Source organism: Nitrospira sp. ND1 (assembly GCF_900170025.1).
In the GTDB taxonomy this organism is placed as follows: Bacteria; Nitrospirota; Nitrospiria; order Nitrospirales; family Nitrospiraceae; genus Nitrospira_A.
This window is the reverse complement of record NZ_FWEX01000006.1, coordinates 2289953-2310850: the sequence shown is the minus strand read 5'-3', so window position 1 is coordinate 2310850 and position 20898 is coordinate 2289953. Positions and strand designations below refer to the sequence as shown.

General features: G+C 60.1%; 18 protein-coding genes. 1 reads left to right on the top strand and 17 read right to left on the bottom strand.

Features of this window, described 5'->3' with window-relative positions:
• Window positions 1-25: 25 nt before the first annotated feature.
• From NSND_RS15710 to NSND_RS15655, 12 genes are all read right to left on the bottom strand, one after another.
• The gene (locus tag NSND_RS15710) at window positions 26-1180 is read right to left on the bottom strand and encodes a DUF8173 domain-containing protein (protein ID WP_080879891.1); all 1155 of its coding nucleotides are present in this window, start codon (window positions 1178-1180) and stop codon (window positions 26-28) included.
• 50 nt (window positions 1181-1230) lie between these two features.
• Window positions 1231-1656 carry a DUF2231 domain-containing protein gene (locus NSND_RS15705; protein WP_080879890.1) on the bottom strand — a complete coding sequence of 142 codons (426 nt, stop codon included), beginning with the start codon at window positions 1654-1656 and terminating at the stop codon, window positions 1231-1233.
• 317 nt (window positions 1657-1973) lie between these two features.
• Window positions 1974-3683 (bottom strand): ArnT family glycosyltransferase, encoded by a 1710-nt coding sequence (locus NSND_RS15700; protein WP_080879889.1) that lies wholly within the window; start codon window positions 3681-3683, stop codon window positions 1974-1976.
• 261 nt (window positions 3684-3944) lie between these two features.
• A complete protein-coding gene (locus NSND_RS15695) occupies window positions 3945-4283 on the bottom strand; it encodes a cupin domain-containing protein (RefSeq protein WP_080879888.1) in 339 nt (112 codons plus the stop codon).
• A gap of 189 nt (window positions 4284-4472) precedes the next feature.
• Window positions 4473-4670, bottom strand: a complete 198-nt coding sequence (locus NSND_RS15690) for a hypothetical protein (RefSeq protein ID WP_080879887.1) — start codon at window positions 4668-4670, stop codon at window positions 4473-4475.
• A 16-nt stretch (window positions 4671-4686) separates the two neighbouring features.
• Window positions 4687-6045, bottom strand: coding sequence for a TolC family protein (locus tag NSND_RS15685; RefSeq protein WP_159450821.1), 1359 nt, complete (start codon window positions 6043-6045; stop codon window positions 4687-4689).
• Between the two features lie 246 nt (window positions 6046-6291).
• Window positions 6292-9639 (bottom strand): efflux RND transporter permease subunit, encoded by a 3348-nt coding sequence (locus NSND_RS15680; protein WP_080879885.1) that lies wholly within the window; start codon window positions 9637-9639, stop codon window positions 6292-6294.
• 97 nt (window positions 9640-9736) lie between these two features.
• Window positions 9737-10801, bottom strand: coding sequence for an efflux RND transporter periplasmic adaptor subunit (locus tag NSND_RS15675; RefSeq protein WP_235000276.1), 1065 nt, complete (start codon window positions 10799-10801; stop codon window positions 9737-9739).
• Window positions 10802-10811: 10 nt separating this feature from the next.
• A complete protein-coding gene (locus NSND_RS15670; protein ID WP_080879883.1) occupies window positions 10812-11000 on the bottom strand; it encodes a YgaP family membrane protein in 189 nt (62 codons plus the stop codon).
• Window positions 11001-11160: 160 nt separating this feature from the next.
• Complete coding sequence (locus NSND_RS15665; protein ID WP_143833583.1) at window positions 11161-12186, bottom strand: porin family protein; 1026 nt, start codon at window positions 12184-12186, stop codon at window positions 11161-11163.
• Window positions 12187-12321: 135 nt separating this feature from the next.
• Complete coding sequence (locus tag NSND_RS15660) at window positions 12322-13119, bottom strand: sulfite exporter TauE/SafE family protein (protein ID WP_080879881.1); 798 nt, start codon at window positions 13117-13119, stop codon at window positions 12322-12324.
• A 292-nt stretch (window positions 13120-13411) separates the two neighbouring features.
• Complete coding sequence (locus tag NSND_RS15655; RefSeq protein WP_080879880.1) at window positions 13412-14659, bottom strand: NAD(P)/FAD-dependent oxidoreductase; 1248 nt, start codon at window positions 14657-14659, stop codon at window positions 13412-13414.
• A 355-nt stretch (window positions 14660-15014) separates the two neighbouring features.
• Here NSND_RS15655 and NSND_RS15650 point away from each other — a divergent pair, with 355 nt between their 5' ends.
• Window positions 15015-15716: a CHASE3 domain-containing protein gene (locus NSND_RS15650; RefSeq protein ID WP_159450820.1), complete on the top strand. Its 702-nt coding sequence runs from the start codon at window positions 15015-15017 to the stop codon at window positions 15714-15716.
• A 512-nt stretch (window positions 15717-16228) separates the two neighbouring features.
• On the opposite strand, the gene NSND_RS15645 is transcribed toward NSND_RS15650, so the two are convergent.
• From NSND_RS15645 to NSND_RS15620, 5 genes are all read right to left on the bottom strand, one after another.
• On the bottom strand, window positions 16229-16702 hold the full coding sequence (locus NSND_RS15645; protein WP_080879878.1) for a CopD family protein: 474 nt from the start codon (window positions 16700-16702) through the stop codon (window positions 16229-16231).
• A 347-nt stretch (window positions 16703-17049) separates the two neighbouring features.
• Window positions 17050-17751 carry a hypothetical protein gene (locus tag NSND_RS15635; protein WP_080879876.1) on the bottom strand — a complete coding sequence of 234 codons (702 nt, stop codon included), beginning with the start codon at window positions 17749-17751 and terminating at the stop codon, window positions 17050-17052.
• Between the two features lie 241 nt (window positions 17752-17992).
• Window positions 17993-18541, bottom strand: coding sequence for a hemerythrin domain-containing protein (locus NSND_RS15630; RefSeq protein WP_080879875.1), 549 nt, complete (start codon window positions 18539-18541; stop codon window positions 17993-17995).
• 322 nt (window positions 18542-18863) lie between these two features.
• On the bottom strand, window positions 18864-19574 hold the full coding sequence (locus tag NSND_RS15625) for a Crp/Fnr family transcriptional regulator (RefSeq protein ID WP_080879874.1): 711 nt from the start codon (window positions 19572-19574) through the stop codon (window positions 18864-18866).
• 336 nt (window positions 19575-19910) lie between these two features.
• Window positions 19911-20873, bottom strand: coding sequence for a formylglycine-generating enzyme family protein (locus tag NSND_RS15620; RefSeq protein WP_080879873.1), 963 nt, complete (start codon window positions 20871-20873; stop codon window positions 19911-19913).
• Window positions 20874-20898: the final 25 nt, after the last annotated feature.

Sequence of the window (20898 nt, the reverse complement as noted above, 5' to 3'; positions counted from 1 at the left end):
TTCATCCGCCGTTTCGACTCGCGCCTTACACCTGATTCTGTTCGCGCAACGTCGCAATGAGTTCTTTCTTACTGACCAGCAGCGCACCCAGCCCGAACAGCACCGTCAACAACGTCAACAGCCCTCCGACCACCGGAATAAGCGACAGCAACGAATACAGGACCAGCCCCGCCACGAAGGGCCAGGCAAGCGACGACGAATCCTCCTGCCGGCGAATCAGGATTTGTCCCACATAGGTGATGGCGTAGACTCTCGCCAGATAGACCGTCGCGCCATACAAGGCGAGCAGCAACACGCCGATCGGAAGCGCGAACAATGTGACGACGAAACTCAGCGCCACTACGGGCGTGGCAACCAGAGCCACCGTGCCCCACCCGAGAGCCGCGGTCGGACGTTCACGGATCGTCGCGGTGACCCGCCTGGCAAACACCGGGTAGACCTGTAAGAGCACCAATCCCAGGATCAACGTCGAGACGAATCCGATGAATGCAGCCATGAGCCGGATGCCGACGAGCCCCTGGCGCGCCCGTTCGATGCTCCACCCTTCGGGCAACGGCCGTTGTGTAATCGCGCCCCGAACGGTCGCCTCTTCGTCGATTGAGGGGGCCGCTTCACCCCAGTACCTCAGCCTGCCCCCGACCGTGGCCTTCGAGGTGAGACGCACCGACCCCGCCGCCACGATCACATCTCGCTCAATCTGGTTCGAGAGCGTCGCTTTCCAGGCACCGACCCTCGCATCCCGACCGACAGACCCGGCAAGTTGCACATGGCCACCGCCGGCGATGAGGTTGTCCCGCACCTTTGCCGTCTCGGTCAGATGCACATCCGCGCCACCGAGGGTGGCATTCCTCCCTATGGTTCCACTCACCGTCACCTGCGCACCGGCAATTCTGGCATCCTGAGCCACGGTGCCGGACAGGATCACTTTGGCTCCCGCCACGATCACATCGCCGTTGACCACTCCATCGATCAACACCTCACCACCGGCGGCATAGAGATCGCCGTTGACGATGCCGGAAATTTCCACATGCGGGCCGAAGGCGAAATAGTCCCCCTGCACAATCTGCCCCGCACGTAACACGGCCCGCTCCTTCCACGGCGCGCGAGACAACGGTTCATCGGCCTGGGCAGCGGCAGGCAGCATGCACAGGATCAACAACATCACCATACGTGTCGTCATGTGAGTTCCCTTCGAAAGCGCCGCAGGCCATACCCGACCTGGAACCGCGCTCATCGTGGCAGGACGCCGGCTCCGAATCGATAGACCAGGTCCCCGCCGAAATAACTCGCAATCAACAACAACAGGCCGCCGCCCAGGCCGATGATCAGCACCAGCGTCGGCCGTTCGCGTACCCAGCCCCAAAAGGAGGCCAGCCGCACCCCGAGCAGGCCGAGAAATACCCAGAACACGGAGCCGCCCAGCTCCTCATGAATTTCGATGGCCTGTTTCGGGATGCCGCTGCGTTCCGCGGCCTCTTCGGCAAAATGTCCGGTCAGCACTGCCGCTCCGGCTGCCAGAATACCGAGGATCAGGAGAGATAAACTGGTCTCCCGAAACTGCTGGCTCCGCCATCGAAACGCCAACGCATCGAACAGGGTGCTTGCCAACAACAATGCGATGGGAAAATGGACGACCATCGGATGAATGGGATGCATGCCCTCTCCTTCGTTGCACACAGTAACTCGGCACGGCCTCATCTGGAATCGTCAAAACGGACAGGACCGTCCAAGATTGGCGCCTTCCAATCCAGAAGTGCAAGGATGGAGCCCTACTCCTTGCAGACACAGTGGCATGCAAAAGCTTACGACAAGACCGGAGCAGGAGAGGCGGGAGTTCCAGAAGGCGGGGCAGAATCGGGGAGGACTGCTACAGAGGGACTCCTTGGCTCTGTGGCAGAATGCAACAGAGCCAGGGGATCAAAAATAGGACACGGCAACGAACCTGGCATCGCAAGGCTTGTCGATCGCCCCGCTCACAGCACCGGAGCTGAGGTCTGTTCCTGCACAGAAAGCAGGAATAGATGTTTGCGACCGGGTTGTCGAAACTCCTGCAGCTTCCCTACGACCAACCCCGCTTGTGCTTGCAGCGCAGCGGCATGTTGCTCCTCAGTCACCACCCGGATGGTCCCATGTGTGCGCACCGCTTCACGCACCGCATCCTGACTCGGTAGATCCGGCACCACATTGTCCCGCTTCAGATAATACAGGGCGTCTTCATTCTTCGGCCACCCCGGGATATACATAAACAGGGCGGGCTGAGTGCCCAGAGCCAGGGTCTTGATTTCCTCCACGGCCTTTCGGGGCGATGCGGCCTGATCGATCGCGGGAAACACGTAGTTCACCACCAGCACCACGTAGGCGATCGCCAGGGCTCCGACCATGCCGAGTGCCAGGCGTACGCGTGATCGAAGCACGGCATAGAGGAGCAAGCCGGCCAGTGAAACGATCGTCACGATGAACATCGGAGACACCACGGCAGTGGACACCAGCCACCGGCGGCGAAGCGGTGCTGCGCCAAAGAACATCCCGGCGGCGAACGTCACGGCCAACACACCCAGCAACATACGGAGCAGGGGCGTCATCGCAGCGGAGTCCTCGGCGGACGCGAGCACCCGATGATAATAGTATCCGATCATCAAGCCGATACCGGGTACGATCGTCGTGAGATAGGGCTCCCGTTTGAGTGTCGCCAGGCTGAAGGCCGTAAAGAGCCCCAGCACCCAGACGAGCAGCAGCAGCTCCGTGGGATGAGCACGAAACGGTCGTTGGGCCCAGAGCAAGAGCAGCGCCGACGGAAGCACCGCGCACCAGGGGAAAAAGTCGGCCCACATCATCCCCAGATACCAATAGAGCGGGTGCCCGTCGGTGGCCGGGCCTGCTTTGCCGATGAATCCGGTATTCCAAGTCGATTCGATGGCTTTGCCGATTCGAAAATGGTGCTGATACCCGGGCCCCAGCATCTGCGCGTATGCCCCCATCATCGCGACAGCCACCGCCAAGCCGGCCCAGAAGTATCTATCTTTCAGCATCCGCGTATCGCGCTGAATGGCGGCATACAGCGCCATCACGAGCAACGGCAGAAAAAACCCGTGCATCTCTTTCAACATCGCACCGAGAGCCATGCTGACGAAGGCGAGCAGATACCAGCGTGAGTTTCGCCCCAGCAGTTGCACCTGAATCCACGCGAAGAGGGCGAGTGTGACCAGAAATGTGAGGGTCGAATCGAACAGCACGCGACGCCCGTACCAGAGAAACACATGGCTGGTGGCGACGACCAGCGCCGCCCAGAATCCCGCAGTCGGAGACACCAGCCTGGCTCCAAGCACATAGGTCAGAACGATGGTGCCCACGGCGGCAAGCGAGCCGGGCAGCCGCAAGGCCACTTCGTGATCGCCCCATATTGATGTCGAGAGATTGAGCAACCAAAAGAACAGCGGCGGCTTATTGAAGTACGGCACATCGTGATAGGTCAGGTCGAAAAATTCACGCCGGCGCCCCATTTCTCCCGCAATGCCGGCATACAGTCCTTCGCTGCCTTCCAATAACGACAGATGGAGATTGGCAAAATAGGCCCAGCCGCCGACCAGCGCCAGCAGCGCAATTTCAACGTACCGGCGAATGGCGGCATTCGACTGCGGACGTTCATCCGTTCCGTCCTGATTCATCACCTGTTCGACCAACACCTCAGCACTCCCCCCGTTTCCGGATTATGCCCACGCACGTCACGGCTGTTCCATCACAAGCGCCTCCCGAAGAAGACGATCCTGTCGAACGACGTATAGGACGGGTTTCTTCGCCTGCGCAGAATGATGCACCAGGCATAGAACCCGGCGCTTCGATCCGGCGCGAAAGCATGCCAGACCGACGGGTAAATAGCCAGTGCGCCGGCGGCGCTCTGATGCAAAATTCGTCACGCGCCTGTCACTGCTGACCCAATCGGTCTCTCACAGCAACTTCGTGGCTTCGGTCGGGCGCGGAACCTTGACCACCAGCACGCGAAACGGCTTGTCGCTCCGGTTGGACCACCTGTGCGGAATGCGAGCCGGGCTGGGAATGAGCATGTCCGGCCCGACTTCTTTCGTGTCCTCTCCAATCTCGACGATCCCTCGTCCTTCCAGGACATAGAAAAAGACATCGACGGGTGTCACGTGCTTCTTGAGCGATTCACCCGGTTCCAACGTGATATGAACGACCTGGGCATGCTCCGTGTCGTACAACCGACTCGCCTTGACCTGATGCGGATTCTGAGTGAGATCGGCCTCTCGCGCGTTGACCACTTCCATTGTTCACCTCCTTTGACTCTACAATGTCCGACGTTCGTGAGGCGGCGCTCGGCTGTCGAGCGGCCCACACGGCCGTCCACTAAGACCGGAATCTGACCCCTGCGCCCAATCCGTAATTCGGCGCGCCATTCGACAATCCGACACGCAACGACCCGGTCAGATGAACGATGTCGTTTACAATGTAGTTCGTCAAGGCGAAGAGGTCACGATCAACACGATGGCGCCAGGGACGTAGAAGTTGCGGCTTTCCAGATTCTCGTTGAACCAGACACGCATCTCCGGCACCACGCGGGCCCGGGCGCCCGGCTGATCGGTCGCTCGGACGAAACGAGTCTGCAGAAGGGGCTCACTAAACCGACCGGCGATCTGTCCGGCAAGGTTGAACACGATGCCGGCCGCGGATTCAGAATAGTTGCTCGATTTCGCCCTTCGCCCTGGCCAGATTGATGCGTGAAGCATTGAATCGAAAGAGTGCTTCGATGATGTTGTCGCGCGCGCGCGCCACCGAGGTCTGAGCGTTCGTCACCTCGATGTTGGTCGCCAGCCCCGCCGCAAACCGGTCCCGCGCAAACGTCAGTTCCTTCAGCGCCAACTCCAGCCCCTTCTCGGCGACGGTGACTTGTTGCGTAGAGGAATCAAGGGTCAGCAGCGCGTTTCGCACTTCCAGCGTCACCTGATCCGACACGTCCTTCATTCGGATCAATTCCTGCCGCACGCGACTCCGACTCTCCGAAATGCGTCCCTCCCGTTGTCCCCCGTCGAAAATGGGCACCGAGAGCATAAGACCGACCGACCTGGTTGCTAAGGCCTCATCCGGTTTCAGGCCGATCCATCCATAGTCGCCGTTCAAGGATAGAGAAGGAATCCGCTCACTAGTTACGGAACTCAGGCTGAGTGAGGCGAGCTTTTGGCGGGTGATCTGCGCCTTGAGTTCTGCGCGATTCTCTCGCGCGACGGCGAGGGCCGTGTCGGGGGTTTGGAATTCGACCTTCGCCGACGAGAGTTCGTCGGTCAGTATCACGGACACATTGAAATCGATGCCCAAGGTGCGAATGAGGTTCAACTTCGCGCTTTCGTGATCGTTTTGAGCGACGAGCAGTCGCTGGCGGGTATTCTCAACCTGGACTTCTTCCCGGGTCACATCGAGGCCCGTAGCCACGCCGGCCTGCTTTCGATCCTGCGCGAGCTTCAACAATTGTTGGCTGAGTTCGAGGTCCGCCTGTCGGGCTTTCACGGCTGCCTCCGCTCGGGAAGCCTCCATGTACAGCAGCCCCGCAGTGGCCATGACATCACGCTTGGTCACTTCGGCCTCAAGCCCTGCCACATCAACGCCGGTTCTTGCCGCCCGCCAGCGCTGGATCAGGCTCAGGCTGAAAATATTCTGAACGAGGTTGGCCCGCGCGTTGTACACATCGAACGGTTCCGTCACGGGTCTCTGCAGTCCCAAGCCGGAAAGTCTGTCGGGAGGAAGTCCGAAGGCGGCGAGATTGACCGTTTGATTGCTCCCGCTCATGAATCCGGATACGTTCGGCAATAACGCGCCCAAACTCGTACTGGCCGCCGATTGGGCCGCCACGATCCGTTCTTTCAACAACCGCACATTGGCGTTATTGTCGATGGCCGCCTGAATCGCCTCGTGCAAACTCAACCGCAGTTCCGGCGTCCCGGCCGGCGGCTCGGCGGCCGAGCCGGGCAGCCATGGCATGACGATGAAGCCAGAGCAGGCCTGCACCAACAAGACGAGTCTCCATAACCGCCTCACAGGGGCCTCCTTCCAACGGTGAACAGGCAGACGGACCATTCCGACATCCCCGTCCATCGTGTCTCGATGTGCAAAGATGACACCCTCCAACGCCGCGACATCGAAGCCCGCATCATCGCCGATGGAACGGGCGGATCGTCGTCGATCGAGGACCAGCCTAGCGCCGAATCGTGGAGGTTCGCTACAGGCTTCCTCGCGGGGTTGTGGCAGATAGCGGCAGACCGGCGGGACGGAATCAGCTCCGGCTCATTCCGGTCGGCTTCCCACGACCGGCTGTGGCAGCTCTGTGTGCTCTTGTTTCGGTATCAGGCCGGCAGATGAATTTCGAGGGCCACCGATCCACAGGTAATAGAGCACGGGAATGACGACCAGCGTCAGAACCGTCGAGGCGCCGACGCCGAACAACAGCGAGACGGCCAGTCCTTGGAAAATCGGGTCGAGAATAATCACGAACGCCCCGACCATCAATGCCGCGGCCGTCAACAGAATGGGACGCGTCCGGATCGCGCCCGCGCGAATCACGGCCTCCAACAGCGAGACCCCCTCCGCCTCCTGATGTTGAATGAAATCGACCAGCAGAATCGAATTGCGCACGATGATACCGGCGAGGGCGATAAATCCAATCATCGAGGTGGCCGTGAAATAGGACCCGGTGAGCCAGTGACCGGGAAGAATGCCGATGAGCGTGAGCGGAATGGGCGCCATGATCACCACCGGCGTGAGAAACGATTGGAACTGCGCCACGATCAGCAAATAGATCAACAGCAGCGCCACCGCAAAGGCGATCCCCATATCTCGAAATGTTTCATAGGTGATGTGCCATTCGCCGTCCCACTTCATCGCAAACCGCTGTTCCGACCAGGGCTGCACGGCATACTGCTGCGTCATCGCATACCCTTCCGGCAACACCAGCTGCTCCAGTTTCTTCCCGATGCCCATCACACCATAGACCGGACTCTCACCTTTGTCCGGGCCCACTCCTCCCACATCCGCAATGACATAGACCACCGGCTTTTGGTTCTTGTGATAGATGGCTGTATCCCGCACGGTCTGTTCCACGCGAATCAGCTCAGACAACGGCACCATGTGGCCGGCAGTGGTTCGCAACGAAATCTCCCCGAGATGCTCCAAACCGGTCCGTTCGATGACCGGCAGGCGCAGTCGCACCTGCACCGGCCGATTCTCTTTGGGAATGTGCACCAGTCCTACGTCGGCGCCTTCCAATGCCAGTCGTAACGTCCGAACGATTTCCTCCGACGGAATCCCGGCCAGCGCCGCCTTCGCGCGATCCACGCTGAACACATACTTCACCTGGTCGGCTTCGAGGTAGTCATCGACATCGACGACGCCGGCCGTCGTCTCGAACAGCCCGCGGACCTCCCGCGCAATCGCTCTCTGCCGCTCATAGTCGGGCCCATAGATCTCCGCCACCAGCACAGATTGCACCGGCGGGCCGGGTGGCACCTCCAGCACTTTCACATTCGCTCCGAAAGGCCGCCCGATGTCCTGGACCGCGGAACGAATCCGTTGCGCGATATCATGACTTTGCGTCTTCCGTTGTTCCTTGGCCACCAGATTGATTTGAATGTCGGCCTCGTACGGTTGGTCGCGCAGATAGTAGTGCCGAACCAGTCCGTTGAAATTGAACGGCGAGGCCGTGCCGACATAGGCCTGGTAATCGCGGGTCTCCGGAATCGTTCGCACGTACTGCGTCAAAGCCTTCGTCACCCGGGCTGTTTCCTCAAGCGTCGTGCCCTCCGGCATATCGATCACCAGCTGCAGCTCGCTCTTGTTGTCGAACGGTAGCATCTTCACCACCACCGCCCGGGTATAGAACAGCGCAACCGACCCGACCAGCAAGAGCGCAATGACCGCCAACACCAGGTAGGCCACGACCGGATGGGACAACACCGGAGCCAGGAGCCGCTGGTACAGGCGATAACTGCGGCTGCCTTCGAACGATTCGTGATCGACCCCGGCCATGTGCACACCGGGCCGGTAGCAGGTCTGGCAAAACCAGGGGATGACGATGAACGCGACCAGCAGGGAGACGAACATGGCAATCGACGCATTCACCGGGATGGGCCGCATGTAGGGCCCCATCAAGCCCGAGACAAACGCCATGGGCAGGAGCGCGGCAATCACCGTCAGGGTGGCCAGAATCGTCGGGTTGCCGACCTCGTCGACGGCAAACAGCGAGGCTTCGCGGTGCGGGCGAATCCGCAACGTGAGATGCCGGTAGGTGTTCTCCACCACCACGATGGCGTCATCCACGAGAATGCCGATGGAAAAGATCAACGCAAACAGCGTCACGCGGTTGATGCTGTAGCCGATGAGCATGGAAATGAACAGGGTCAGGGCGAGCGTGAGTGGAATGGCGATTGAGACCACCAGTGCGGGGCGCAGCCCCAGTGTCACTCCGAGAAACACCACGACGGCGACCACGGCGATCAGGAGATGCCACAGCAGCTCGTTGGCTTTTTCATCGGCGGTCTCGCCGTAATCCCGCGTCACCGTCACCCGCACCTCGTCGGGAATCCGGGTTCCTTTGAGTTCCTCGACTTTTCGAATGACGCCCTGCGCAATCGTCACGGCGTTGGTGCCGGCCTGTTTAGCAATCGCCACGGTCACAGCCTGATTTTCGTGAGACGTGAAAGGTAGAAGGTGAGACGCGGGAGTATTCGTTTCACCTTTCACGTGTAACGTCTCATGCGCACCGCCGGGTCCCTCGCCATGCCATACATAACTGGTCGCTTCGGTCGGGCCATCGGTCACCTCGGCCACCTGGCGAAGGTACACCGGCCGTTGTTCGTTGACGCCGACGACCACTCCCTCCAGGTCCTCTTTCGAGCGGATGAACCGGCCGGTCTCCACCAGAAAACTTTCATTCCGGCTTTCGAACCGGCCGGTGGGCAACGCGAGATTTTCGCCCTGAATCACGCCGGCGACCCGCAACGGCGTCAGGCCATAGGCCTTCAGGCGCGATGGATCGATCTGCACACGCAACTCGCGGCCGCGACCGCCCACCACGAAGCCAGCTGCAGTGCCGGGGACCTTCTTCGCATCTTCCAAGACCTGATCGCCCAGTTGCCGTAGCTGGAAATCCGTATACCGTTCACTGGACAGGGTCAGGGTGACGATCGGCACATCGTTCACATCCCTCGGTTTGACTTGAAACGGCTGAGCGCCGGGCGGAAGCAGGTCCTGGTTCGACATCAATTTGTCGTAGAGATCCACCAGACTCTGTTCCATCGGCTCGCCGACATAAAAGCGGACGATGATCAACGCCCCGCCCGGACGGGAGATGGAGTAGACATATTCGACGGTCTTGATTTCGGACAGCTTGCGCTCGATGGGCTTGGTGAGCTGCTCTTCGACCACCTTCGCGGAGGCCCCGGGAAATGAGAGCCAGACGTCGGCCATAGGCACGACAATCTGCGGCTCTTCTTCGCGCGGGGTCAGGACAATGGCAAACAGCCCGAGCAGGAGGCTGGCAATGATGATCAATGGGGTGAGTTTGCTGCCGACGAAGAGCGCCGCGAGGCGGCCGCTTACTCCAAGGGGAGCTGGGGACTGTGGGGGAGCTGATAGCATATGGCTTATAGCGTATGGATGGGGTTTGACGCCATTCGACAGATCAGCCTGTTTTCGATCCTGCCATACGCCATGAGCTATAGGCTCTTTGGGCGAGTCACGATCCCTGAGGCGGCGATGCCACTGCCGTCATATCCTGTACCAACGCGCCGTCCCTGCCCTTGGCCCCCTCCACGATGACTCGCTCACCGGCGTCCACGCCGGAGAGGACTTCAACCCCCCGCTCCAACGTACGGCCGATCTTGACCCATCGAAGACGAGCCACCCGGTCGCTCCCGACCACAAACAGGCTGGCTAGCTCGCCCCGCTCGATGAAGGCCGACTTCGGGAGGAGCAGCGTCGTATTCATACCTTTTTCCAGGCGGAGCCGACCGAACATTCCCGACTTGAGCCCGCCCGTTTTGGGAAGGTCCACCTTCATCGTGAAGGTATGGGTTTGCGGATCGCCGGCAGGAAGAATCTGCGACACCTTCCCCTTGAGAGGATCGGCACCCAACGCATCGATCACGACCGGGACCGACGACCCGATCGAGACAACCCGCACATCGCTTTCGGCCACAGTCGCTTCCAGCCGGAGTTGTTCGGGGTCTTCCATCTTGAGCAGCGGCTGCCCCGGGGAGGCCAGTTCCCCGATCTCAACCTTCTTCTCCGTGATGACGCCATCGAACGGCGCTTTCACGATGGTGTAGCTCAACTGCGCGAGAACAGCCTTGCGAGCGGCTTCGGCGACCCGCAGCCCGCGCGTGGCATTCTCCAGCTCCTGCTTGGATACCGCATCCTTCCGGTAGAGGTCTTCCATCCGGGTCTGGTGTGCGTTGGCATTGTCGAGCTCTGCCGTCACCCGGGATAACTCGGCCTGCAAGTCACGATTGTCGAGCACCATCAGGGTCTGCCCCTTGCGCACGACGCTGCCTTCGCGGACCAGCAGATTGTCGATGGTGCCCTGTATGCGGCTGGCCAAGGTCGCCTGATACACCGCCGTAACTTGCCCGGTCACTTCGACCGTCACCGGGACCTGGCCGGTCTCCACCTCGATCACCGCCAGCTGGAGGGCGGGCTGAACGGCCGCCACCGACGGGGCCTCTCCGGTCCGGGACGGCTGCTCGGACTGCCCGCAGCCCGCCGCTACCAGGAGAGCGACCACAAGCCATCCCGCCTTCACAGATGCGTCGTTATTCCTGAACACCCAGCCTCCGCAAGAGAGCCATCATCGGGCACCAGCCGCTGAATGACGACTGGATCAGATTGGCCGCGACGAACGCGGCGAAGTAATTATAGTAGGGATGGACTGTGGCGCCCAGCACGACCGCGCCCAGGACAAACACCCCGGCGATCAAACGAAGCGATTCATTGAGTCTCATGTGCCGCACCCCCTTTCTTACACCATATGAGTAAGCAGGGGGAAAAAGGATTCGCTAGAAGGCGAAGTCCGCCATGAATCAAGGACTTCCCTCGTCTCCGGCACAAACTTTCTTCTCACCCCGGCACCAACTTGAGCGCCGCCGCCCCGTACGCGAACGATCAGAAGCGATATTGCCCGCCGATGGAAAAAATCGAGTCCTGAAAGTCCCGGAGGACATTCGTCGAGGTGCGTTGGCCGTACTGGTACGACAGCATCACCGTCGCGGCAGCCGACATGTGATACCGCAGCTCCGCGATGCCCTGGTGCGTGGCATCGAACCGGCCCACGTGCGTGTCGCCGGCGAGGCCGCTGGTAAATGTTTTTCGCCGGTGAATATAGGTGAACCCGAGATCCCATTGTCGATTAAGCCGAAACTCCGTACCGGCCGACACCATATGGAGGTAGTAGGACACGTCGTCCGCAAACTGCGTGTCCTTGTGCCCGTCGGCCAACCCCCGTTCATAGAGATAGGTCAGCGTCACTGTGAGCCACTCCATGGCACGGTAGTCGACGCGAGGGCCCAGAGTAAAAAAATTCGTATTCCGTTCCGCAAATGAGTCGTTGTAACGCCTGAGCCCGTACCGGGTAATCAGCGTGCCGGTGACGGTGTCCGTCAAACGGCGTTCGATTTCGGCGCGCCAATGGTGCGAGCTGACCCGCTCTTCCTGAATCGAGCGGGTGCCGGTGCGCCGCTCGAAATTGGGTCCCAGGAAAAGATTGGGCACATACCGATACCGCACCATCACCGAGGTCGCCCGATCGAGAGAAAATCGGTCCTGGATACGGTAGTCGGCATGGTTGAAGATGGGGTTATTGGTATAGATCGCCCCCTGGGCCTTCACCGAGAGTTCATTCTTCCCCTGCGCCGTGGGCGTTGAGTGCATCACCTCCAGCGCCGGCTCCCAAATCACATCCTCCGGCTTGTCGGCGGAGACCACCGTCGGTTGCGAAGGATCTTCCGTCAAGCGAAGCCGGCGTGCGGAGGAAAACTGAAAGGCGTCGGTCGTGTAGCTGGTCTTCTGTTCAGCGACGGCCGACCATTCGGCTTGCGCCGGCCGATCCGGCCCCCACATCAAACTTGCCAGCACGCCCCACAAGGCGGCGCGGCACAGGGTGGACAGGAGGGAATGCGGGTACCGCATCATCGATTCGTGTGGCCCACAGGAGCATGGAATGGGGAACACATCCCCGTCAGTTTCGCACGCCATCGCGGAACAGGGGCCATCCCACGAGAGCCTGCTGCTGAGCGTCCGACAGAACAAGCCTCCCGTCAACAAAGTTCATATTTGTGAACCCCATAACTTCACCAGATTCACCACGATCATGCTGACCGCGATCGAGACCGTGATGAAGGCCGTAATGCGACCCATCGTGGTCGGAGAAAGCCAGGTGCCGACCCGCACCCCCAGAAGCATCCCCGCCAGACTCCCTGCCAATACCCATGCGGTGAGCGGCCAGTTGATCCGCCCGAATTGGAGATGGCCGACCACCCCGCCGATGGAGATACAGGCAATGATGCTGAGCGACGTTCCGATCGCCAACCTGGCCGGGAACCCGAGGATGAGGATCAGGGCCGGGACCACCATGAATCCGCCACCGACTCCGAACAAACCGTTCATGGTTCCCACCGCCAGTCCGATGCCGCCGACCTTCAGCCAGCAGGTGCGGGGAAAGCGGGTCGCACAACTTTCTTCCCCGTCAGATCCGGAAGACATCCGACGATGGCGAGTCATCGCCGCTCTGACCAGCAGCAGCAGGAGTCCGAACAGCACCAGCAAGATTTCCTCGCGAACCAGGCGATGCCCGAACGCGCCCGCCCACGAACCGATCGCGCCGGTCCAACTGAACGCCAGGACGGCTTTGGCCTTGACCTGTCCCTGCCGCCCATATTCCCACGCACCCAGCAACGACGAGGTGGCCACGATGATCAACGACATCGCCGCCGCCTGCTGCATGGGAATCCCGGCGAGGTAGACCATGAGGGGGAGGCCCAGAATCGCGCCACCCGTCCCCGTCGCGCCCAGTTGCAAACCGATGGGGACGCCCGCCAGCAGGGAACGCAACGCCTGGTCGATCATGCCGGTTCCTTGTCGATCCTCGCTACGCGATGCCCCGTCTCCATATCGTTTAGCCCGGATTATTCATGAATGTCGTCGCGAGGCGTTCGAGACCGAAGCCCGCCGGGGCTTCTCGCGAGCGAGGCCGACGCAGGCGTACTGACAGTCCGTCGAGGGCACACGGCGCGATGACTAAAGAGCGCCACGTCTGTGCGCGCCGCCGAGCCGGTGAGGCGGCCGGGCGGCCGAACGAGAACAGCCCCGCCGGGCGAGAGAATCGGACGACGGAGCAGGCATTCATGAATAGTCCGGGTTAGGCCGGGCCTTCCAACTTGGCAATCCCCAGGGCCTTCAAAATCACCTTCTCATAGTAGGGCTCGCTGACGCCCTTTTTCATCTTGCGCAAGAAATACTTCTCCAGCGCAATTTTGGCAAGGTGCACCCACTTGCCCTTCTTCGCCCAGGTGACATTCCGTGGTGCCATTTGCGGCAACGCCACAAAGGCCACACCGGTGTCCCCCATGTCGGCGAGACAGATCGCATTCCAGGTCGCGGTCTCGCGCTTCGGGTCATCCTCGATATCGGCCTTGATGTTGTGTACCGCCGCCGACACCATCGACTCGATCATGTACCCGGTCTTAGGCGCACCGGTCGGAATCGGAGTCTGTTCCACCGGCGGAATGGCCACACAGACGCCGACCGAATAGATATTCTTATACTTGGGATTGGCTTGATAGGCATCGATATTCACAAACCCTTTGGGATTGCAGAGCCCCGGCGTCCCTGCCACCGCATCCACGCCGGCGAACGGCGGAATGATCATCGAATACCGGAACGGGACTTCCTGTCCTCCGTCGAGCAATAGTTTGCCCGGCTGCACTTCCTTAATGGCGGTATTACAAATGGGCTTCATCGAATGGTCGGCGAACTCATCTTCCATCAGGCGTCGGGAGGCCCCCACACCCGCCAGCCCCATATGTCCGATATAGGGTTCCGGCGTCACAAAATAGATCGGCACCTTCTTCCGGAGTTTCTTCTTGCGGAGATCGGCATCCAGAATGAACGCCATTTCGTAGGCCGGTCCGAAACAGGAGGCGCCTTGCGCCGCCCCTACCACGATGGGACCGGGGTCTTTCAGGAACGCTTGGTAGGTGCCCCAGGCCTGTTCGGCATGGTCCACATTGCAGACCGATTGCGTATACCCGCTTGGCCCGAGTCCGGGCACCGCGCCGAAGTTCAGCTTCGGCCCGGTGGCGATAATCAGGTAGTCATAGGGGACTTCGCCCTTCGAGGTGATGACACGATTCTGTTCAGGCTCAATCCGCTCCGCCATGGCATGAATGTATTCCACGCCTTTTTTCTCCAGCACAGGGCCCAGTGCAAAACTGATGTCTTTCCTCGTTCGCCATCCGACCGCCACCCAGGGATTGGAGGGGACGAAATGGAACGACTCCACGTTGGAGATCACCGTCACTTTGTGTTTCTTCGCCAGCAATTCCCGGGCTTCATAGGCTGCCGGCAACCCGCCGATGGACGCACCGATGATGACGACCCTTGCCATGATCCACCTCCCCTCAAAGTAGATTCCTACCGTCCTTGCCTCGCTGCGCGATCCCGTCCCTCCCGCGAGTCACCCATCCCGCTCCAAACCTGGGACCATGCACGGTCCGTTCCCACTCCTCTTGTTAAGAGCCATCACAGGTCATTTGGATTCAGCCGGAGTAGAGATAAACCGGCTGCGGGGAAATTTTATACCCCGCTCCAAGACTGGGCTCGGGGTAGTGATCCCTCATTCCACTGTGTCTCGCACGAACACTACGACAGATCTTACGATACCTAGGGGGATTTGTCGGGTTGACATAGCCGCTGACGGGCCGGTACTCCTACTATGGACGTATTATCGAGGAGGGTCCCCCATGCTCCATCGTCTTTTTGCCGGCAAAGGCCTTATCATCGCCCTTGCCGTGGGATTTATAGCGGTTGAATCTATCGTCGCAGCGAGTTTCCTGAGCCTGCTGCACTTCAAGACTTCCAACAATTGGGCCACGAAAAGTGAGCAGGTGCTGCTTGAGTTGGAACGGATGATGAGTGCCGTGGCGGGGGCTGAAACCAGCCAACGCGGATACATCATTACCGGCTCGGACGAGTACCTTGCACCCTATCGCGAGGCAGTCGTCACGCTTGAGGACCAGATCCGGCGGATCGGAGGGCTGACGAGGGACAATTCGATCCAGCAGGACCGGGTGGCCTATCTTGCCACACAGGTCGAACAGCGATCGGAGGAAATGGACCAGGCCATCGTGACACGTCGCAGCAAGGGGCTCCTCTATGCCAAGTCGGCCGTGGCGGTGAATCAACAGAACCGGACAATGGATACCATCCAGGATATCAGCGCGCAAATCCGCAAGGAGGAAACCAGGGTCCTGGAGCGCCACCGGGCAGACTCTGAAGCCTGGGCCTTTACGACCGGCTCGTTCGCCGCCGTGTTCTTCCTCCTGAATGCGGTGGTGTTCACTCTCTGCGGCATCGTGATCAAAATGGCCCTCACCAGCCAGGCACAGGCTGAACGCCTCCTCCACTCGTTCCAAGCCCCCCAGGCTACCCCGGCAACACGATAAGGACTGCGCAGCAGCAGCGCGACACTCTAAACAGGTGGCCGCGTTGCTGCCCGCTCACAGACGCCGTCCGCGCTTCCACGAGAGACGAACGACACGCTTCACGAACGACGAAGCTATCCCTTGTGATCTTCCTGCTAGGAGTCTGTCCGAGTCATCCTTCGTTGCGAGGCGAAGGAGCTGCTGGGAGATGCGAGGCCGCAGGCTCGAAAAAACCGTAAGCGTACTCGCTGAAATACGTTGAGGATTTTTTCGGGCCGAGAACGAGACAGATGGCTGCAGATCGTTTGCCGCAGGAGAATGGCGTGACTCGGACAAACTTCTAGCCCGCATTATTCATGACGGTTCGTCGCGAAAGTGCGGAGTCGCACAGCGAGACGGGCGCGCGGAGGCGTGAGGGAGGAAGGCATCCTTGAACAGGATGTCGACCGACCGAGCGGCGAGCCCGCCCGCCGACAGGCTAGTCGCAGCTGCGAATCCGCGATTGCAGCAGAAACGCTCATGAATAATGCGGGTTAGGTGCGGGCCAGGACGACGGCGAGCAACAGCACCAGCAGCGCGACCAGTAACGAAATACGCGGGACGAGCACCGAGTAGCGCAGGAGCACCCGATCTCTCGCGGATCGCTCTGCCTCAGGGATTCCCAAGCTCCGTCGCACACGCGGCCCGACCACGAGATCGTGCAGCAGCGTCAGGGTGAATAGCAGCGTTACCAATCCGATCTTGGCGGCAAAAATCGTGGGCCAGCGGGATGGTTCCATCAACGGAATCGATCGACCTGCAGCCAGCGTGAGTCCGGTGGCCACCAGGATCCCCATCGCCCCCCAGACCACAGCTCTGAACCGATAGGCAATCGTTCGGAACAGCAGGGCATACTGAGCAAATGCCCCATCCCGCTTCAGCACCGGCACCAGCACGACGGATAGGAATACCATCCCCCCGATCCATACCATGGCCGCCAGCAAGTGAATCCAGACCAGTGCAAACACAAGACCTTCCTTTCTCTCGCATCACTAAGCGCACTATGACCGAGGAGAGCGTGGAGCGGCAAGGGAGGGCGTCTTAGAGGTGAGGAGGACGACGCAGATTCGGCTCATGAAGGTACCAACATGGGAGCGAGGCAGTGTGTTCTTTTCGAGGCTGGCAAGGAACCGTCGTCCAGAAGATATACGGCGATCATCACCAAGACCCGAGCTCATGAGTCGAGCGTTGAGGAAGGCCGCCACGCCGGTCGGACCGTGCGGTACCGACCGGCATGGCAGCGTCGTACTTTTTCGCCTACAGCCGAAGTCGCGATTGTGAAACAGGGCGTCTTCCTGACCGCCTTTATTTCCTCCTAGAACGAAATCCCGATATACGGCCCGACCTGGAAGTAATCGTTGTTGGTGTTGGTCAGTCGCGCCGTCAGGTGATACCGGGCGTCGACCCCGACCTTAAAGGCCTTCCACACCGCATATTCGAATCCACCGCCGAACTGCACCCCGAGATCGAGATACTGCGTCCGATTCGACGGAGGGCTGATCACATGGATGTCCAGACCGATCGGAATGACCCAGGGCCTGAATGCGCTGCCCTCCATGAATTTGATCTTCGGTGCCACGTCGATCGTCACCATCGTGAGCTGCACCTTCTGCGGGTCGGTGGCCAGGGTGTCGGTCAACGTCCGGGTGGCAATACTTCCGGCGGCATTGTTCACACGGTTTGAATTGATGCTGTTGAATTGCAGGCCGATTTCACCGACCACCCACGTCTTGTCCATTCCGCCCCAGACATCCTTCGACATCACCAGATCCAACCCCGCGCCGGCATACCACCCGGCATTGCCTCCGTTCGCACCCGCGATCCCGGCCGTATCCGTAAAAATCTGCCCGCTCCGGTCCTGGTTCAAATTCATGAACCCGCCCTTGAAGAACACCATGTTGCCGGTGCCTTCCTCAGCCGATGCCGGCTGCACACAAGCAACACCGAACACCGCGGCGATCGCAAGCCCCGCACCCCACATTCCAATGTTCCGCACGACTCTCCGAACCCGCATCATAGTCCCCTCCTTGATGTATCACCGAAGCGCCTGACCGGCGCCCGGGTTGGCTCCCCGTCTTGTCCTCACCGGCCTGAGGCAGGAGCAGCGAAAGTATGTGGGTCACTCTTCTGAACATCGTGGACATTCCTCGTCTGAGCCCTGCTTCGATCATCCAACATCCCGGCGACGCTCGTGCCTGCCTCACGGCAGCGAGTCGCGGTCCTCATCGGCCCCAGCCCGTTGCCGCTCATGCGCGACTTCACACTTGCAACATGCGCCGGCTGATTCGCCGTCTTCGTTCTGCGGTCAACCGCATCTCGGCCAAGGCAAACAGCAGCCGCTCCTCGCAGGCGATCTGTCCACGGTAGCGACGAATCAGCGCGTGAAGCTCCCCGGTCAGCGTCCGCAATCCGCCGAATGCTTTTGACGCCGCTGCGTCTTGAGCATCGGTCCGCTTGCTCGCCAGCTGTCTCATCACTGCGGCCGCGGCGGCTTTTAACGCCCGGTGTTCGTCCAAGAAACTCTGGAACTGCTCCTGCTCCTCCTGCTTCCGGCCGAGGATTCGCCGGAGATCGCCCACCAGCATTGCTTCCCGTTTGAAATGCACGTCCACGGGGCCGGTAAAGAATTCGAGCAGTTCTCGCAGCGTTTCCCGGTTCGTTCCCTTGACCGTACCGCTCCCGGATGAGCGAGGACTCATCGCCGTTTCGACCATGGCCAGTCGGTCCAGAATCATTCGGTGCTCCCGTTTGAGCAGCGCCAACGGATCGACGTTGAGACTCGTTCGCCTGCTACCTTGAGACACCATCGTTTCGGGATCCCATGGACGGAAGCTCCAACATGCGAGCAATGCGACAGCGTCATGCCGTGCGCACTGTACCGAACAGGTAGGCGAGCACACACTGGCATCGGCCAGTCTGATACATGATTTATCTCAAGGTTTCGGATAGGCCATTGGACCTATGTCTGCAGAGATGCGGCGAACATCGAGATGAGTGGCGCGTACGAGAACGACGAAAGGGAGAAGGACTCAAGCGGTGCGGGATGTGAACCCTCGAGGCGTGAACGTCGCTTTCCGCCTGTCGGACTTCACGAACGACGCTTCACGAATTACGGTCGACGGGTTTAGTTCAGCGCTCGGCAATTCTGGAGAGGCGGTCTGGATTCAGCAAGGTGATGGTTCTTCCATCGATGGTGAGGACACCCTCGTCGCGAAAGACGCCCAGCAGCCGAATGGCGGTTTCAACGGTAATACCGGCCATCTCGGCCACTTCTTCCCGTTTGAGCGTGAGTCCCACCCGGACATGATCGTCATTTTTTTTGCCGAATCGATCTCCGAGTTCCAGCAACAGGCCGGCTAGTCGCTCACGGGCAGACTTGAACGTGAATTGATCGAGATGATCCATGTTGACCCCGACTTCGTTACTGAGGAGCTGGATCAGCTTGATCGCCAGTTGAGGATTTCTGTGGATGACGGCGAGGTAGCGTTCCTTCTCGATGACACAGACTTGAGAGGGCTCCAAGGTTTCGCACGTCACTTCATGAAAGGGGCTCTCACCGAAGACGTGTTTCTCGATCAACTCACCAGGGCCCAAGATGCGGACGATCTGCCGCCGGCCTCGCGTCGAAGAGCGAGTGAGCTTGACCTTACCCGAACATAACAGGTAGAGACCCAAGCACAGATGACCTTCGTAGAAGACGGTCTGGTGAGGCGCGTACTCGAGCGTGCGTTTAATTTTTTGAAATTCGGCGAGATCGCTTCCTGAAATATCGCACAAGACGACCTTTTCGCGAAGCCCGCAGGTGTCGCAATTTTCGATAAGGCAGGGCTTCCGTTTCACGATTTGCCGATTCCTGGCGCTAATCCAACACCGTGCTCTCGAAAACTGCTCGAAACACGGTCAAACCGGACCTTTCACAGCGCATTCAGATGAACCCTTCAAGCCCGGCCGTCCACCTCCGGTCGGCCTTTCCTGTTCGCCAAGATTTCTTCGGACTGCCCGCGCTAGAGGGTGGGGCTTCTCCGCGCTTCCCGAGCGGCCCGCCATTGGCCGACACAACATCAGGGCGAGCAAGCGGAGCGACGGGGAGCCGGTCGTCCCCGATCCAGCTGGAGACGAACCGGCCCATAGATTTGGCGGAGGAGGAAGACCGTCCTTCCGCCCCCGCTCCCTACACTACTCTTTCGTCAGCGAAACCTTCGCCCCCGCGTCCTCTTTGGCATCTTGCGCACAACGGAAGCCCATCCAATTGATCTTCGTCTTCGGATCGGTGCCGTTCCGCATCGCCGCCCGCATCGTCGTGGTGCTATCCATCCATCCACCGCCGCGGAACGCTTTCTGCGTGCCGGTCTCCGGCCCTTTCGGGTTCCGGTTGGGCGCCGTCTTGTAATAATCCTGGTCGTACCAATCGGAAACCCACTCGGCCACATTCCCGATGGTTTGATACAAACCGTACGGGCTCAACGCATTCTCGTACCTATCGACTGAAATGATCGGCGGGTAGAGCAACAACCGCTCAGGACGATCCCGCACCGGACCGGACAACCCCGTTCTGCCGAAATTCGCCCGGGTCGGACCGGCATATTCGCTGCCCCACGGGAACAGACGTCCGTCGACGCCACGCGCCGCCTTCTCCCACTCCGCCTCCGTCGGCAACCGCTTGCCCGCCCATTTGCAATAGGCATCGGCGTCGTACCAGTTGACGTGCATGATCGGATGATGCGCCATCGTGTCCTGGAAGTTCCCTCCATCGTACCGCCAATCCAGCTGCGGCAGACGATCCGTGGCCAGGACAAACTTGAGATACTCGAGCGCCGTGACTTCGTACTTGCCGATCATGAACGCATCCAGATAGACCGACCGCTGTGGGATTTCGCTACGGTAAGCCAACCGATCCGTCTTCTTATCGCTCCCCATGAGGAATTCGCCGGCCGGAATGAGGACCATTTCTTCCTTGGTCTTCCACTTTGCGACCCGCTCCTGCGCGAGCTTCTTGCCTTCCTCGCTCCACTCAACGACAATATCCTGTGTATCCAACGCTCGTGCGGCAGGAGCCAGCGCAAACAGCGCCGCTCCGATCACCAGGGCCTGTGCCAACCTGGTTCGTTTCCTTGTGATGCCCGTTCGTGGTCTTTTCATGTTTGGCCTCCTCGTTGTCCTGCCG

What these genes read in the sequence shown, in the direction of transcription:
- NSND_RS15710 (WP_080879891.1), bottom strand. Translation starts at nt 1,180, where the DNA reads ATGACGACACGTATGGTGATGTTGTTGATCCTGTGCATGCTGCCTGCC.
- NSND_RS15705 (WP_080879890.1), bottom strand. Translation starts at nt 1,656, where the DNA reads ATGCATCCCATTCATCCGATGGTCGTCCATTTTCCCATCGCATTGTTG.
- NSND_RS15695 (WP_080879888.1), bottom strand. Translation starts at nt 4,283, where the DNA reads ATGGAAGTGGTCAACGCGCGAGAGGCCGATCTCACTCAGAATCCGCAT.
- NSND_RS15680 (WP_080879885.1), bottom strand. Translation starts at nt 9,639, where the DNA reads ATGCTATCAGCTCCCCCACAGTCCCCAGCTCCCCTTGGAGTAAGCGGC.
- NSND_RS15670 (WP_080879883.1), bottom strand. Translation starts at nt 11,000, where the DNA reads ATGAGACTCAATGAATCGCTTCGTTTGATCGCCGGGGTGTTTGTCCTG.
- NSND_RS15665 (WP_143833583.1), bottom strand. Translation starts at nt 12,186, where the DNA reads ATGATGCGGTACCCGCATTCCCTCCTGTCCACCCTGTGCCGCGCCGCC.
- NSND_RS15660 (WP_080879881.1), bottom strand. Translation starts at nt 13,119, where the DNA reads ATGATCGACCAGGCGTTGCGTTCCCTGCTGGCGGGCGTCCCCATCGGT.
- NSND_RS15655 (WP_080879880.1), bottom strand. Translation starts at nt 14,659, where the DNA reads ATGGCAAGGGTCGTCATCATCGGTGCGTCCATCGGCGGGTTGCCGGCA.
- NSND_RS15650 (WP_159450820.1), top strand. Translation starts at nt 15,015, where the DNA reads ATGCTCCATCGTCTTTTTGCCGGCAAAGGCCTTATCATCGCCCTTGCC.
- NSND_RS15635 (WP_080879876.1), bottom strand. Translation starts at nt 17,751, where the DNA reads ATGATGCGGGTTCGGAGAGTCGTGCGGAACATTGGAATGTGGGGTGCG.
- NSND_RS15630 (WP_080879875.1), bottom strand. Translation starts at nt 18,541, where the DNA reads ATGGTGTCTCAAGGTAGCAGGCGAACGAGTCTCAACGTCGATCCGTTG.
- NSND_RS15620 (WP_080879873.1), bottom strand. Translation starts at nt 20,873, where the DNA reads ATGAAAAGACCACGAACGGGCATCACAAGGAAACGAACCAGGTTGGCA.